Annotated in this window: 21 protein-coding genes; 10 read left to right on the forward strand and 11 right to left on the reverse strand. The window is 40.6% G+C overall.

Features of this window, described 5'->3' with window-relative positions:
- Nucleotides 1–1,302: transposase (locus ABWK04_03555; protein ID MEZ0360962.1), on the reverse strand; the 1,302-nt coding region annotated here is incomplete at its 3' end.
- 98 nt (nt 1,303–1,400) lie between these two features.
- Here ABWK04_03555 and ABWK04_03560 point away from each other — a divergent pair.
- From ABWK04_03560 to ABWK04_03570, 3 genes are read left to right on the forward strand one after another with little or no spacing between them, the layout of a single operon-like run.
- A complete protein-coding gene (locus ABWK04_03560; GenBank protein MEZ0360963.1) occupies nt 1,401–1,649 on the forward strand; it encodes a hypothetical protein in 249 nt (82 codons plus the stop codon).
- Nucleotides 1,627–1,989 carry a hypothetical protein gene (locus ABWK04_03565; protein MEZ0360964.1) on the forward strand — a complete coding sequence of 121 codons (363 nt, stop codon included), beginning with the start codon at nt 1,627–1,629 and terminating at the stop codon, nt 1,987–1,989. The genes ABWK04_03560 and ABWK04_03565 overlap by 23 nt, the downstream gene beginning before the upstream one ends.
- Entirely contained in the window at nt 1,986–2,333 is a 348-nt protein-coding gene (locus tag ABWK04_03570) for a DUF488 domain-containing protein (GenBank protein ID MEZ0360965.1), read from the forward strand. Before ABWK04_03565 ends, ABWK04_03570 begins: the two co-directional genes overlap by 4 nt.
- Nucleotides 2,334–2,336: 3 nt before the next feature.
- Here ABWK04_03570 and ABWK04_03575 read toward each other — a convergent pair whose 3' ends face one another.
- From ABWK04_03575 to ABWK04_03590, 4 genes are read right to left on the reverse strand one after another with little or no spacing between them, the layout of a single operon-like run.
- Nucleotides 2,337–2,999 carry a 2,5-diamino-6-(ribosylamino)-4(3H)-pyrimidinone 5'-phosphate reductase gene (locus ABWK04_03575; GenBank protein ID MEZ0360966.1) on the reverse strand — a complete coding sequence of 221 codons (663 nt, stop codon included), beginning with the start codon at nt 2,997–2,999 and terminating at the stop codon, nt 2,337–2,339.
- A complete protein-coding gene (locus tag ABWK04_03580; GenBank protein ID MEZ0360967.1) occupies nt 2,992–3,615 on the reverse strand; it encodes a CDP-alcohol phosphatidyltransferase family protein in 624 nt (207 codons plus the stop codon). The genes ABWK04_03575 and ABWK04_03580 overlap by 8 nt, the downstream gene beginning before the upstream one ends.
- Nucleotides 3,612–4,613, reverse strand: coding sequence for a ketol-acid reductoisomerase (gene ilvC, locus ABWK04_03585; GenBank protein MEZ0360968.1), 1,002 nt, complete (start codon nt 4,611–4,613; stop codon nt 3,612–3,614). The genes ABWK04_03580 and ilvC overlap by 4 nt, the downstream gene beginning before the upstream one ends.
- Nucleotides 4,614–4,646: 33 nt before the next feature.
- Nucleotides 4,647–5,105: a hypothetical protein gene (locus ABWK04_03590; GenBank protein ID MEZ0360969.1), complete on the reverse strand. Its 459-nt coding sequence runs from the start codon at nt 5,103–5,105 to the stop codon at nt 4,647–4,649.
- Between the two features lie 82 nt (nt 5,106–5,187).
- Here ABWK04_03590 and ABWK04_03595 point away from each other — a divergent pair, with 82 nt between their 5' ends.
- From ABWK04_03595 to rpmA, 3 genes are read left to right on the forward strand one after another with little or no spacing between them, the layout of a single operon-like run.
- Entirely contained in the window at nt 5,188–5,427 is a 240-nt protein-coding gene (locus ABWK04_03595) for an alpha-fetoprotein enhancer-binding protein (protein ID MEZ0360970.1), read from the forward strand.
- A 53-nt stretch (nt 5,428–5,480) separates the two neighbouring features.
- Complete coding sequence (gene rplU, locus ABWK04_03600) at nt 5,481–5,780, forward strand: 50S ribosomal protein L21 (GenBank protein ID MEZ0360971.1); 300 nt, start codon at nt 5,481–5,483, stop codon at nt 5,778–5,780.
- Nucleotides 5,781–5,782: 2 nt separating this feature from the next.
- The gene (gene rpmA, locus ABWK04_03605; GenBank protein MEZ0360972.1) at nt 5,783–6,034 is read left to right on the forward strand and encodes a 50S ribosomal protein L27; all 252 of its coding nucleotides are present in this window, start codon (nt 5,783–5,785) and stop codon (nt 6,032–6,034) included.
- Here rpmA and ABWK04_03610 read toward each other — a convergent pair.
- From ABWK04_03610 to accD, 3 genes are read right to left on the reverse strand one after another with little or no spacing between them, the layout of a single operon-like run.
- Nucleotides 6,031–6,681: a class I SAM-dependent methyltransferase gene (locus ABWK04_03610; protein ID MEZ0360973.1), complete on the reverse strand. Its 651-nt coding sequence runs from the start codon at nt 6,679–6,681 to the stop codon at nt 6,031–6,033. The two genes, rpmA and ABWK04_03610, sit on opposite strands and share 4 nt — an antisense overlap.
- On the reverse strand, nt 6,674–7,273 hold the full coding sequence (locus tag ABWK04_03615) for a segregation/condensation protein A (protein MEZ0360974.1): 600 nt from the start codon (nt 7,271–7,273) through the stop codon (nt 6,674–6,676). Before ABWK04_03615 ends, ABWK04_03610 begins: the two co-directional genes overlap by 8 nt.
- Before the next feature lie 3 nt (nt 7,274–7,276).
- The gene (gene accD, locus ABWK04_03620) at nt 7,277–8,107 is read right to left on the reverse strand and encodes an acetyl-CoA carboxylase, carboxyltransferase subunit beta (protein ID MEZ0360975.1); all 831 of its coding nucleotides are present in this window, start codon (nt 8,105–8,107) and stop codon (nt 7,277–7,279) included.
- A gap of 43 nt (nt 8,108–8,150) precedes the next feature.
- Here accD and yajC point away from each other — a divergent pair, with 43 nt between their 5' ends.
- Genes yajC through ABWK04_03635 form a run of 3 tightly spaced genes read left to right on the forward strand, consistent with a single transcriptional unit; the run spans nt 8,151 to nt 10,699 of the window.
- On the forward strand, nt 8,151–8,483 hold the full coding sequence (gene yajC, locus ABWK04_03625) for a preprotein translocase subunit YajC (GenBank protein ID MEZ0360976.1): 333 nt from the start codon (nt 8,151–8,153) through the stop codon (nt 8,481–8,483).
- A 3-nt stretch (nt 8,484–8,486) separates the two neighbouring features.
- Nucleotides 8,487–10,004 (forward strand): bifunctional phosphoribosylaminoimidazolecarboxamide formyltransferase/IMP cyclohydrolase, encoded by a 1,518-nt coding sequence (gene purH, locus ABWK04_03630; GenBank protein ID MEZ0360977.1) that lies wholly within the window; start codon nt 8,487–8,489, stop codon nt 10,002–10,004.
- 17 nt (nt 10,005–10,021) lie between these two features.
- Nucleotides 10,022–10,699 carry a Crp/Fnr family transcriptional regulator gene (locus tag ABWK04_03635; GenBank protein MEZ0360978.1) on the forward strand — a complete coding sequence of 226 codons (678 nt, stop codon included), beginning with the start codon at nt 10,022–10,024 and terminating at the stop codon, nt 10,697–10,699.
- A 31-nt stretch (nt 10,700–10,730) separates the two neighbouring features.
- Here ABWK04_03635 and ABWK04_03640 read toward each other — a convergent pair whose 3' ends face one another.
- Nucleotides 10,731–11,984 carry a pitrilysin family protein gene (locus ABWK04_03640; GenBank protein ID MEZ0360979.1) on the reverse strand — a complete coding sequence of 418 codons (1,254 nt, stop codon included), beginning with the start codon at nt 11,982–11,984 and terminating at the stop codon, nt 10,731–10,733.
- On the reverse strand, nt 11,981–13,234 hold the full coding sequence (locus ABWK04_03645) for a pitrilysin family protein (GenBank protein MEZ0360980.1): 1,254 nt from the start codon (nt 13,232–13,234) through the stop codon (nt 11,981–11,983). The genes ABWK04_03640 and ABWK04_03645 overlap by 4 nt, the downstream gene beginning before the upstream one ends.
- 116 nt (nt 13,235–13,350) lie before the next feature.
- Between ABWK04_03645 and ABWK04_03650 the strand changes: the two genes are divergently transcribed.
- Nucleotides 13,351–13,797, forward strand: coding sequence for a Fur family transcriptional regulator (locus ABWK04_03650; GenBank protein MEZ0360981.1), 447 nt, complete (start codon nt 13,351–13,353; stop codon nt 13,795–13,797).
- Here the strand turns inward: ABWK04_03650 and ABWK04_03655 are convergent.
- Nucleotides 13,786–14,202, reverse strand: a complete 417-nt coding sequence (locus tag ABWK04_03655) for a DUF420 domain-containing protein (protein MEZ0360982.1) — start codon at nt 14,200–14,202, stop codon at nt 13,786–13,788. The two genes, ABWK04_03650 and ABWK04_03655, sit on opposite strands and share 12 nt — an antisense overlap.
- Nucleotides 14,203–14,402: the final 200 nt, after the last annotated feature.

Consider the following 14,402-nt stretch of genomic DNA (forward strand, 5'->3'; position numbering starts at 1 on the left):
TAAATGCATCCCCCATCTGACACGGTCAGACAGGTTTCTGGACGCATTCACATCCGCATTCAGCTTCCTACCACATAACCTACACTCAAACTTCTCTTGCGTTTTTCTGTTTCTTTTATCTACATAACCACATGAACTACAGGTTTGTGAGCTATAGGCTGGATTAACTTCTATTACTTCTATACCGTACTCCTCTCTAATTTCCTGTAGCTTCCTCTTTAGCTCACCATAACCGTATCTTACGATAACCCGCTTTGCTTCTTTTGGATACTCCGACATAAACTTTTTATAAAGGCTCTTGAGGTTTTCTATGACTATCACTTTCGGATTATAAAGCTTTACAATCTTGTTTATTATCCTTCTTACTTCATTCTTTATAAACTCTGAAAGTTTTCTTGTTAGCTCTTTAAATCTTCTGCTTTGACTTGGCTTTATTCCTTGTCTCTGTAGATTTCTCTGTAGCCTGTCTATTTTTCTTGCATACTCCTGGACTTTCTCATATAACCTTCTTCCAAACATGTCTCCTTTTGAGCTGGTTAAAAAGTTCCTCAGCCCAAAGTCTAAAGCTATTATTCCCTCTCCTTCTATCCTTTTGGGTTCTATCTCTTTTACTATCCTTAAAGTGCCATCTTCTCCTATCTGAACTAAATTTGTTGTTTTTCTTCCTCTTTTCTCAAAGTAGCTATGAAATTTGACAGGCAAATAAATGGGTCTGCCTTTCTCAAGTGTAGATAGTCTTATCCACCTGTCAAAATGTTGAGCTTTCTCTGGCTCTTCTATCAGGGCGGTCTTACTGTCAAGTATGAGAGAAACCTTGTTAAATTTAGGTTTTCTCCATTTGTTCAGTAAATGCTTGAAGACCTTTTTGACTAACAGCCTTTCTTCCTCTGTTATGTCATATTCAAAAACAGTTTTGTTTTTGTATTCCACATAAACAGCTTTTTCAGACTTTCTTATGAGCCATTCGTTGTTTTTGTTAAGGTATAGCAAAACCCTTTTGGTTTTCTCCGGCAGATTGGAGTTTTTGACAATTTCAGCAAATCTGTTTTTTAGGTTTGAGATAAAGCCTTCTAAGACAGGCACTACCACATGGTATTGAATGGTGTATTTGTATCTTTCAGAGAGGTTAGAGCTTATATGTTTTATGTTTGCCTTTCTGTTGAAAGAGCCTGTGTTAAAAAATAGAAACCACTGATAACTGGCTATTTCTTTTGCTGTTTTTCTGTATTCTATGAGCAATTTTTTGATAATGTCCTTTTTCCTCTTTGTCAAAGGGCATGGGACCTGAACGGCTCTATGCATCTTTATACTGAGCAATATAGTATGCTTGGGTAGATTTGTCAATAAAAATTGGAACTGGTTTCAAAGACTTCATGCCTGAGTTAGGTTAAAATCTAACTATGCCACTGATAAGTTTTCTATTAGGTATACTTTATGTAGAGAGTCTTTACATGCTTTCTAAATACCCTAAAGCACTTTACCTTTCAAGCATTCCTAGAGTTCTACTTTTGGGTATATTTTTTTTCCAAATTCTGAAAGCTTTTGATACTAAAGTATTCCTTTTGGATCTTATGGTATTTAACTGCGGTATGCTTCTTCACCTCATAATCAGGGGGTGGGTCTTTAATGGAATGGTTAAAAACCTTTGAGCCTTTGCTTACAAACCCTATCGTTCAGTTTTTTATCTGGATGGCTTTCATTCAAATAATAGCCCAGGTATTTTTGGACAGGAAAATAGCCTTCTGGATAGCGTCAGTATCCGCAACTTACCTCTGGATCATAAACAATGAAGTCCTTACACCTCTGAAAGCATGGGGTCTGATATTCGCTGTATTGCTTGCGTACCTACTTCTTAAATCTCTCTTTAACTTCAATATATTTCTCTACCTTAAGGGGAAAAAGAGATGTCCTTTGTGTTACAGTGAGGTACATTGGAAAGCAAAGATTTGCCCTTACTGTCACCACAGATTAAAGGAGGACAAAGTATGATCAAGTTAAAACGTATTTACGAACCACCTTCTGAAGATGATGGGAAGAGGATTTTTGTAGAGCGACTATGGCCTCGCGGAATAAAAAAAGAGAAAGCCGACATACACCTTTGGCTCAAAGATATAGCACCTTCGCACGAGCTTAGAAGATGGTTCTCACATGATCCCGAGAAGTTTGAGGAGTTCAGGAAAAGATACATGAAAGAGCTTGAAGAGAGACGAGATCTGCTGTTTGAGCTGGTAAAGTATGCCAAAAATGGTACACTGACGCTCCTTTACTCTACCAAAAATGAGAGGTATAACAGTGCGGTTGTTCTCAAGGAGGTCCTTGAATGGATGATGTAGATGTTACCTTACGACTTCCCATTCCGTAATCAGGTGATGTCCCCTTCTAAAGTGGGCTCGTAACCTCAAATGCATCAAGTTCCTAAGTTTTTTAAAACCTTCACCGCCTACAAGTGTGGGAACGTTTTCACCACCTACTATAACTGGAAGGTGAATAAGCCTTATTTCATCAACAAAATCCCTCTTTACAAATTCCCAATTTATAGAAGCACCTCCTTCTACCATAAGGCTCTTTATACCTTTGTCTAACAACATAGGCATCAAAGCGTCAAAATCCACAAGATCCTCACCGACAACCCAAACTTCAGCACCGGCTTCCTTTATTTTCTCCACCTTATCTGCAGGTGCCCTTTTGGTAGTTACTATGATAGTAGGTGCATCCTTTGAAAATATGTTTGCATCTAAGGGGACATTTGCCGTCGAACAGGGTATGATCCTTACCGGATTCTTCCCCTGAACATACCTCACGGTGAGACTCGGATTGTCCGTTCTCACAGTTTCGCAACCTACCATGATCCCGTCTACCTTGGCTCTTATTTCATGAAGGTATCTGTATGCTTCTTGGTCCATAAGCGTCATAAGTTCTTTACTTGATGCTCCCCGGTATAAGGTAAGCTTTCCGTCAACGCTCACCTCCGATACTACGATCACGTAAGGTCTATTCATAGTCTCTCCCAAAGTGTTTATAAAGGTACAGTATTCGTACAAGCAGTGAAAGCATACTCAAAAGTGCAACTATCTTTATTCCGGCTGATAGACCTACGGGGGCATTTATCCTTTCAAGCACCGCAAAGATGATCAGGGTTATGTGTGTTTCCGGTCTTCCAAAAAAACCTACACCTTCTAAGGGATCCCTTATCTTTCCCTTTATACGTGCCTCGTACCCTATCTCAGAGTAAACTACGGGTTTAATGAAGGAGTGTACCATAGAAGCTGTTACCGCTGTGATAGCCGTGAAGGGCCCCGCATAAAAGTAACCCACTGTCCCAAGAACGAAACCGTCCACCCATTTATCGGCAACCCAATCAAAAACCGCACCGAATTTGGAAGTCCTATCAGACAACCTTGCAACTGTACCATCGGCGAGATCAAAGATTCCTGACAAAAATAGAAAACCAGCACCGGTGAGAAGTTTCCCGTGATAAAAGGCGTAAGCTGATGCCATACCAAGCAATAAAGAAAGAAGCGTTACTAAATTAGGTGGAAAGTGAAGCCTATAAAGTACCATACCGACAGGTGCGTAAACCTTTTTAAGGCTGTCCCTTCTCTTTGTCAGATTCATTTGAGCTCCTTACCCGTTATCCACGGCATCATCTCCCTCAACCTTTCACCTACTTCTTCTATTGCATGCTTTCTGTCTTTCTCCAAAAGGGCATTAAAAACGGGTCTTCCAGCTTGGTTTTCCAGAATCCACTCTCTGGCAAACTCTCCCTTCTGTATCTCCTCCAATATATTTTTCATAAGAGGTTTTACGAGTTTGTATATCCTTTCACCCCTCGTTACATCACCGTACTTGGCTGTATCGGATATGGAATACCTCATACCGGCTATACCGTATTGGTATATGAGATCAACTATTAACTTAAGCTCATGAAGGCACTCAAAATAGGCTACCTCCGGTTGATAGCCAGCTTCAACAAGCGTCTCAAAGCCCGCCTTTATAAGAGCTGTGACGCCACCACACAGTACTGTTTGCTCACCAAAGAGGTCCGTTTCTGTCTCCTCTCTGAAGGTTGTTTCAATAACTCCCGCTCGCGTCGCACCCAGCCCTTTTGCGTAAGCGAGTGCTTTATCTTTGCAAAAACCGCTGGCATCTTGATATACAGCAATGAGCGCAGGAACCCCCTTTCCCTCCTCATACATCCACCTTACCAAATGACCTGGTCCTTTGGGAGCAACCATAAACACATCCACATCTCTTGGAGGCACAATCTGTCTAAAGTGTATGTTAAAGCCATGAGCAAAAGCGAGGCTTTTGTTTGCATCAAGATAAGGTTCTACACTTTCTTTGTATAATTGTGGTTGAACCGTATCGGGTGTAAGAAACATGATTATATCGGCTTCTTGTACCGCTCTTGCAGGTTCAAGCACTGCAAATCCATCTTCCAGAGCTTTACGCTTTGATCTGCTACTCTCAGGAAGACCTACAACAACCCTCATACCGCTGTCTCTTAGGTTCAGAGCGTGAGCATGTCCCTGACTTCCGTATCCAAGTATGGCTATCGTTTTACCTATAAGAGGATCAAGCGTAGCATCATGATCGTAATAAACCTTAGCCATATTCAGCCTCCACAACCTTTTAGAAAAATTATACTACTTTTCTACTTTTAAAAAGACAGATATACCATCCTTCTTGAGTTTATATCGCGCAACTACGAGCCTGTCCTTGAACTGTCTTGGAATCTTCTCATAAACTTCCGTCAGCTTAATCGCAGGCCATACATCCATGCCTAAAAACTCTCCGTCGCTCAAAAATTCTCCCTTTTTCAAGATCACCTCAGGTATATCCTTCGTAAGGGGCTTCATAAATATATACCTCTTACCCGTATCCCTATCGTTACTGACCATCCTTGAATCTTCGGAAAGCCTGAGTTCACCCTTTCTTTTGAAGAATAGTCCCCGCTTCTCATAATACATCTTCAAAAGCCCATCTTTGAGTTCAAAAGTAATGTCAGGATAAGCATTTTTCAAAACATTTTCCGGGAGCCTTACCTCAATTTCCGCATCCATAAGGTTGCCAAAATTTATAAGATCCTCAATAAAAAGCCCCATAGAATGTAAGGTATACCTCCTTGACTTTTTTTCTACATGTATTTTATAATTGAAATAATAAATTTAAAAGGAGGTAGTAAATATGAGGAAGCTCATAGCACTCGGAGTTGTTGGAGTAGCATTATTGGCTTCTTGCCAAAAGAAACCTGCTGAAGCGCCAGCTGAACAACCTGCTCAACCTCCCGCACAGGAACAACCTGCACAACCCGCACAACCCGCACAACCTGCACAACCTTCCCAACCTTCCGGAGAGCAGCAACAACAACAGCAACAACAACCTGGAGCGCAACCTGCCCAACCTCCAGCTGGCGAGCAAAAGTAAGCAAGAGTTTACGGGGGGTAGCCTCCCCCTTTACCATTAATTAGGAGGTGCTTATGTACGCAGTCATACAAACAGGTGGAAAGCAGTATGTGGTAAAAACAGGTATAAAACTCAAGGTGGAGAATGTAAAAGCTCACGAAGGACAGACGTTAGAATTTGAGCCTGTGATGATAAGGAAGGATGATGGAAGCGTTGAGTTTTACAAAGGAAAAGTTATTGCAGAAGTTTTGAGGAAGGGGAAACATAGAAAAATACAAATTTTCAAGTTCAGGGCTAAAAAGAACTACAAAAGGTGGAGAGGTCACAGACAACCATATACGGAGATACTTATTAAAGAGATAAAGGAGGTCTAAATATGGCTTCTAAAGCGAGTGGCGGTTCAACAAGAAATGGAAGAGATAGTCACTCTAAAAGATTAGGTGTAAAAAAGTTTGGTGGTCAGTTTGTAAGGGCAGGTAACATTATAGTTAGACAGAGAGGTACGAAGGTGTATCCAGGTGCCAACGTAGGTATGGGTTCAGACTTCACCCTATTTGCCCTAAAAGACGGTGTTGTGAGGTTTGAGGACAGAAGAAACAAAAAGTACGTAAGTGTTATACCTGCCTAAGCTTTATCCGCTCTAATTGCGTAAACTACACCAAAAATGTATCTCTTTATGCGGGTAACCTTAAAACCTTCCTTTTCTATCTGTTCTTTTACATCAAGAAAGTTTAGGCTGTTGTCCAAAGAATGAATAAAAAAATCCCACTTCTCTTTGCCGAATATAAAAAGTCCTATATGTCTAAAGAGATACCTCATAAGGAAGGTTAATATCTTTGTACCTATGAATCTATTCACGTCAAGGATCGCCATCTGACCACCTTTCTCAAGTACTCTGTAAGCTTCTTTAATAAAGGCCCTTTTATCTTCTATATGTCTGTAAACGAGTGACAGGGTTATAGTTCCAAAGGACGCATCTTTAAAAGGTATGTTTTCTGCATCCGCAAGTAAGAAATGACATCCTGGACATTTACCTTTAGCCTTTTTTAGCATTCCCATAGCTAAGTCTATACCTACTTTCAGACCCTTATTTGTGGACTTTTTGAGCAACTCACCAGTACCAGTACCTATATCAAGTCTGTTACCTTCTTTGTCCAAAAGTCTTAGAAGGTCCTTTTGCCATCTATCTATCAAACCCACCGTTATAAACTTCAAAAAAGGATCGTAAACTTTACTCACCTGAGAAAAAACTTCACTTACGAACTTTTTATTCATCGCTTAATACCTCAACAACGAGATCACCATACGGCTCTTCTTGGTAAAGGTTCACTTTCCCTTCGCTGTATAGTATCATCAAAGCCATTAAGTATGGTGCCAGATTCTTCCCAAAGAAAAGCTCAAAAACGGAAAACTTTTTCAAGCCTTCGGATATTAGCCTGTTTATCTCTTCCAATACATCCTCAAACTTTGAAACGTGCATAGGGAGATTTACACTCTTTTTTTGCCTGTCGGATGTATTTCTTTTGACAGTAGTTTTTCTCTCCCTTTTTGTTATTATCTCAGGCATTGACACTTCTATCTCCTTTCTTTCCTCCTCAAACTCCTGAACTATCTCTTCAAGGGTATAGTTTTTTTTCTTTTCGCGAGGTTTCTTTATCTCAGGAAAAAGTACCTCTACTTTCTTCTTCAGAAGGAAGGTGGCAGCGAGTACCGCTCTCGCAGGTATACGCATGTCAAGCACTTCCATCTTCTTTATCTCCTCAAGATAGACATTGGCAAGCTCAACTATATCCACATTCCAAGGATCAAGTTTACCCTCCTCTACCATCCTGTAAGCTAACGCAAAAGGGTGATCCTGTTCAAACACGATCTATACTCTCCAATAAGTGATCATTTTCAAAAGTTTATGAAGCGTATCCTTTAGCTCTTTTCTGTGAACAACCATATCCAACATACCCTTCTCTAACAAAAATTCTGCCCTTTGAAAGCCTTCGGGAAGTTGCTGTTTTATAGTTTGTTCTATTACCCTAGGTCCCGCAAAACCTATTAGGGACCTCGGCTCGGCTATAATTATGTCTCCGAGAAAGGCAAAACTTGCAGAAACACCACCCATGGTTGGGTCTGTAAGTACAGTCACGTAAGGTACACCTTTTTCATTCAGAAAACCCACACCTATGGAAGTTTTAGCCATCTGCATTAGGGAAAGTATGCCTTCCTGCATCCTCGCTCCGCCTGATGTAACGACCGATACAAGCGGGTAGTTCTTTGACGCTGCAAGTCGGCATGCCCTGTAAAACCTCTCCCCTACAACGGAACCCATACTCCCACCTATAAAGTTAAAATCCATAACTGTGAGTACTATCTTTGTGTCCCTCAAATTTCCGCTTACCACCAAAATAGCCTCACTCAGACCAGTTTCTTCTTGTGCTTGTTTTAGTCTGTCCTTGTAAGGTTTGGTGTCTTTAAAGCGGAGGGGATCTTTTGGTAAGATGTTCTCAAAGAGTACATCTACATCACCATCTAAAAGAGACTCAACACGTTCCTTTGCACTCATGGGAAAGTGATAGCTGCATTTGGGACAGACCTTCAGGTTAGCAGACAGCTCTGGCATGTAAAGTATGGTTTTACATTCGGGACACTTTGTCCATAGACTCTCTTTTTCTTCCCTTTTCTTTTTGAAGAATCTATCAAGTATTCCCATACAGAACTTAATTTTACCATGCACTTGTGTTATAATGAGTATCATGATAGATATTGCCTATGCTCAACAAACCACACCGGGAGGACCTGCAGGAGCCTTTTTCGTTCAGCTCATATTCCTTATAGGTATATTTGCTATCTTTTACTTTCTTATGATAAGACCCCAGCAAAAGGCAAGAAAAAGGCATCAGGAGTTTTTGGCAAATCTCAAAAAAGGTGATAAGGTTATAACGAGTGGAGGTATATGGGGTACCGTAGTGGAGATAGGTGATGAAACAGTAACCTTAAAGGTAGATGCCAATACAAGAATTACCTTCACGAAAGAAGCTATAGCAAGTTATCAGCCAAAGAAGGAGGAAAAGCCAGAAAAAGATTAAATTATGAGAGCGTTAATATCAGTATATTACAAGGAAGGTATCCAAGATCTCGCAAAAACCCTTTACGAGCTTGGTTATGAGATAGTATCAACTGGAGGTACTGCTAAGCTTCTCACGGATATGGGTATTAAAGTTACCAAGGTAGAAGAACTCACTCACTTTCCAGAGATACTGGACGGAAGGGTAAAAACTCTGCATCCTGCAATACATGGAGGCATACTTTATCGCGATTGGATAAAGACAGACAAAGAACAGATAAATCAGCTCGGCATAAAACCCATAGACGTGGTTGTAGTAAATCTCTACCCCTTTGAGGAAAAGTTAAGAGAAGACCTTACGGAGCAGGAAATTATGGAATTTATAGATATAGGGGGTTCAGCGCTCATTAGAGCTTCAGCAAAGAACTTTTACAGGGTTGTTGTTGTGTGCGATCCGAAAGATTACTCGTGGGTTGCGCAAAAATTAAAGGATGGTACTTTGAATCTTCAGGACAGGAGGTACTTAGCCTATAAAGCTTTTTCGCTGACCGCTTATTACGATGCACTAATATCGAGAAGTCTTGGCTCTATCTTTGAGATAGAAGATCTACCAGATCACTTTGCCCTTCCTTTAGTTCTTGGCTCTTCTCTCAGGTACGGAGAAAACCCCCATCAGAAAGGATGGCTTCTGCATAACCCTATGGAACAACTTGGTATTACAAGATCCAGAGTACTCCAAGGTAAAGAGATGTCGTTTAATAACTACCTTGATGCTGACTCGTGTGCCAAACTTGTGAGCGAACTTCAAAGGCCTGCCTGCGCTATAGTAAAGCATGGAAATCCTTGCGGTGTAGCGATAGGGAAGGATCTGATGCAGGCTTTTGAGAAAGCTTTTCAAACAGATAGGGAGTCAGCCTTTGGAGGGATAGTAGCTTTTAACGACAGGGTCAACAAATTCTTAGCTGAGAGACTCGCCGATATATTCCTTGAGGTGATTATAGCTCCGGAATTCACTGAAGATGCTCTTGAAGTCTTCTCAAAGAGAAAGAACCTGAGAGTTTTACAGTTCTTAGGTTACTCTTACTCCTTTGACATAAAAAAGGTTAGTGGGGGTTACCTCTTTCAGAATGAGGACATTATAGATTACGAAGATCTAAAAGTGGTTTCTAAGAGGTATCCCACGGATAGCGAGTTTAATGATATGCTTTTTGCGTGGAAGGTGTGCAAATACGTAAAATCTAATGGAGTGGTTATAGCAAAAGATGGCAGTACCTTAGGTGTAGGTTCGGGGAACGTGTCACGTGTAGATAGTCTCAGATGTGCAATAGAGCGAGCCAGCCGTTACGGTTTTGAACTCAAAGGTAGCGTATTAGCTTCTGAGGCTTTCTTCCCTTTCCGCGATAGCATTGACCTTGCTCATCAGGCAGGTATCAGCGCCATCATACAGCCTGGAGGCTCCATAAGGGATAAAGAAGTTATTGAAGCTGTAAATGAGTATGGGATGGCTATGATTTTTACCCGAACGAGGCACTTCAGGCATTAAGGGTATATATTTTTCATATGGTCAAAGAGGCACAAGGAGACATTTATAACTTTGTAAATAAACTATTCCCCTTTGCACCGGAGGATTTCAAAAGAGAGCTTTCCTTAAGATCCCAAAAGGTACACATAAAGGCGAATACTATGATAGGTTATCCCGGAAGTGAGTGCCACGCATCTCCTATAATTGTATCGGGTTCTTTAAAGGTTTATCTGCTTTTAGAAAGTGGAAGGGAAATACTCCTCTACACCATAGGTCCTGGGGAGACTTGCATGTTTACCAATCTCTCTATACTCAAAAAATTGCCTTACCCTGCGTATGCGTTAGCTGAGGTAGACACCGTAGGACTTCTTTTGGATGCGTATACGGTAAAGGATTTCTTTGATAAGTATCCCCAGTGGAGAAATTTTGTCCTTGAGATGATAGTCAAAAATCTCTACGGGTTACTGACTATGCTAAATGAACTTTTCTCAAAGAGGGTGGACAGAAGGCTAATAAAGTATCTTTACGAAAGATCTTTCAATAATAGGATTTTGAAAATTACACATGAAGAGTTAGCTAAAGATATAGGCACAGCAAGAGAGGTAATTTCAAGACTTCTCAAAGATTTAGAAAGAGATGGTATCATTGAGTTGGGAAGAGGAGAAATAAAGATAAGGGATGTGGAAAGATTGAGGGAGGAGATTGAAAAATATTAGTAGTATTTGTGTTCATCTTATATAAAGTAATTCACGGCTCTACCAACACACATTGATACATGTTTAAATACTTTTTTTGAGCTTTTATAACCTGCTCAAAGCTGACATCTTTTACTTTATCCGGATACATCTCATCCATTCTCCAGCCAAAACCCATTATCTCAAAAAACCCAAGATACCACGCTTGTTTTAACCTCGTTTGGTGATCAAGCAGGAAGTCTCCTATCAACTTGCTTTTTGCAAGCCTTATATCCTCTTCGGTAAGCTTTGCGTGCTGGACCACCTTTATAAGATCTTGCAATGCGGAATCTCCCTTCTCTGGAGATGTGCCAACGTAAGCGAACATTCTCGGAGAGAAATACCTCGTAGGATAGTAGGCATAAGTAGCGTAAGCGTAGCCCCTTTTCTCTCTTAGCTCCTTAAAGAGTGCCGAAGTCATACCATTTCCCAGAGCGCTTGTAAGAACCTTAAAGGTAAAGTAATCATCACTTTTGAGCAAAGGTGCGTTAAAGGCACAAAGAACTGTCGCCTGCGCGCCTGGTCTTTTCACCTTTTGCACCTGATCCCTCTCTATATACACATCCTTTTGGTAAAAGCTCTCACCACCAGGAGGTATCTTTGAAAAAATACTCTTAAGCATATTTTCCACATCTTCAAGCTTGAAATCTCCTACCACACTCACCACTACATTTTTCCCCTTGAGTATATCTTCCCATCTTTCAATTAGGTCTTCTCTACTTACGCTTTTGATATCTTCTTCCCTTCCAAGAGGTGAAACTTCGTAATCCATGCCTTTAAAAGTTAAAACCCTGAGATGTTCCATAGCAAAATCCATTCCTCTCTCTCTCTTGGATCTTATAGCGTTTATTACGTTTAACTTTTCCCTTTCTAAATCCTCCTCGGGAAAGGTAGGTTCGTAGAGTATGCTATCTATAACCTCAAGTCCCCTCCTCAGTCCTTCCACCTTTGTTGCAAAATCAATTTCCGCATAATCATCCGTAGTATTTGTAGATATGCTACCTCCGTAATCCTCAAAAGCACTCGCTATATCGTAAGAACTGTATCTTTTAGTACCTTTTGTGAGAAGCGAAAGCGTAAGGTTTGTAAGTCCCCTCTTTTTTTCACCGTGTACTCCAGACTTTATAAAGATCACCCCAGATACTATACCGCTTCCATGAGTTTCTTTAAGAATTATCTTTACCCCGTTGTCAAGAGCAAACTCTCGCACCTTTTCACCTCCAAAGGAGAGAGTTAAAAACATAAGTAAAAGGATAATCGCCCTCATCTTTTTGGCACCATAAGAACTTCGTCGTAATCTTCCTTTTCCAAGTAGTTCCTTAAAACTTTAAGCACATCCTGTTTTCTTACGGACTTTATATTGTTTTCAAAATACCTGTAATAATCCAAAAGCCCAACTACGGTGACGGAGTAACCTATGTAATAGGCATCGCTTGTAACTTTCTCCTTTGAAAATATATCCGAATTTATCACCCTTTCCTTCGCCTTTTGTACTTCTCCTTCGGTAAGGCTTTCGCTGAGCTTTTTCAAAATTTCACCGAGTTTATCCTTTACTTGACTGTACTTATCCGGATCAAAGGTCGCACTTACAACATACATATTGTCTTGAGGTCTTGACAGATCTCCTGTAAATACACTGTAAACCAAGCCCTTTTCTTTGAGTTCCCTGTAAAGCAAGGATGTCCTTCCACCACCCAGTATCTGGTCAAGCACCACAAGAGCGTAATACTCCTTTGAACCTACAGGTGGACATCTCCACCCTATCATCCAATAAGCCTTCTCAACCCTGCTGTCCTTTATTTCTCTAAATCTCGGTTCCATCTGCTCGGGTTCTTTTGGTATCTGCGGTTTTTCAACTGTTCTTCCTTCTTCTTTTCCGAATGTGTCCATAACCTTCCTCCTCACCTGTGCGGGATCCACATCACCTACTACAACTATGTACATGTTTTTAGGTTGATAGAAGTTCCTGTAGAATCTTAAGAGAGAATCCCTCGTAAAGTTTCTTATGGTATCTTCATAGCCTATAATGGGAAATCTGTAAGGAGAGACCTTGTAGGATAGTTTTTCAAATTCCTCCCAAAGTATGGTTGAGGGATTGTCTTTGCCCCTTTTTAGTTCCTCTATAACTATAGGCTTTTCCTTTTGTATCATATCTTCTAAAAGAAGCGGTTTCTGTGTGAGTTGATAAAGAAGCTCTATAGCTTCCTTCCAGTAAGGTTTCGCTATCTCTATGTGATAAAAGGTATACTCCTTGGAAGTTCCAGCGTTTATATTCCCTCCCATATCTTCTACCCTTTTGTCTATCTCACCGTAAGGATACTTTTCGGAACCGTTAAAGAGCATGTGTTCCAAAAAGTGTGCCATACCCTTTTCTTCATAGTTTTCGTATATAGATCCAACCTTAAACCACACTTGAAGGGCAACAGCCTGTGTGTCATCTCGCCTTTTAACTATAAGATGTGCACCGTTGGGTAGTTTATAAGTGTACAGATCCTGTGCCAGGGCTAAGCTCACCATGAAAACCTCCAGCAGCAAAATTAAAACCTTCATACAGAGTTGAAATTATACAACGAAAATCACATGAGGATGAATAAACTGTTGCAAATGAAATTCATTTGAGTTATATTAATGGTATGGAACTGAGCGAGCTTAAAAAACAGTTTGAGCAGTTTCTCAGGCAGAAAGGTTACAAAATCACCAAAAGCAGGTTTGATCTCGTTGATAAAATAGCCAGTTACGGAACCCATTTTGAGATAGAGGATCTCGTCATGTGGGTGACGAATCAGGACAAGAGTACAGCCTCAAGATCTACCATATACAGAACAGTCAAACTTCTTCAAGAATTTGGTGCAATAAGGGAAGTTATAAAGCTCGGCAACAGAACCATATACGAATTCATTGCAGGAAAACCTCATCACGAACACCTAATATGCGTGAGGTGTGGCAAGATCATAGAGTTTTACAGAGAGGATATAGAAGAACTGCAGGATAAGGTGTGCGAAGAGTACCAATTTACTCCAATGCATCATCGCCTTGAGATATTCGGTATATGTTCCGACTGCAATCAGTCAGCGGTTTAACCACTGCATAAAGAAATATATGATCCAACCTGTGAAAGCTACATAAAGCCACACGCCTGCGGTAATAGGTGCTATCTTTCTGTGTTTTTCAAATATACCTTTCAGAGCGTACCTAAGAGTAATTATCGCAAGGGGAAAGTTAATAATAGCGAGTGCAGTGTGTGACCAAAGTACGAACAGAAACACATTTCTGTAAGGTCCTTCATACTTGGAAGTTGGGAAAAGAGCATTTTTCAAAAGATAAAGAGCTACAAAAATAAGAGCGAATATGGAAGCGTTTATCATAGCCTTTTTGTGAAGATCCCTTCTGCCGTTTTTTATAAAGAAAAGTCCCACAATTACGGAAAGCCCACTGACTCCTATGGTCAAAAGGCTAAGATAGTTTACAAAGCTGTATGCGGTCATAGCATCATTTTACCATAATAGCGGTGACCTCCTCTCCTCAATAAATTGAGGAGCTTCCTCCTAAAGCTTACACAAATATAGGAGTTAGACCCCAGTGCAGAGGCTTCTACAGGCGTTAGTTCGGGCTGGTCCAGCCCTACCACCCTTGAGGTGGATGACACAATACGTATATTATATTCTTTTTTTTGAAAAATTTATAG

The sequence above is a fragment of the Hydrogenobacter sp. genome (assembly GCA_041287335.1).
Lineage (GTDB): Bacteria > Aquificota > Aquificia > Aquificales > Aquificaceae > Hydrogenobacter.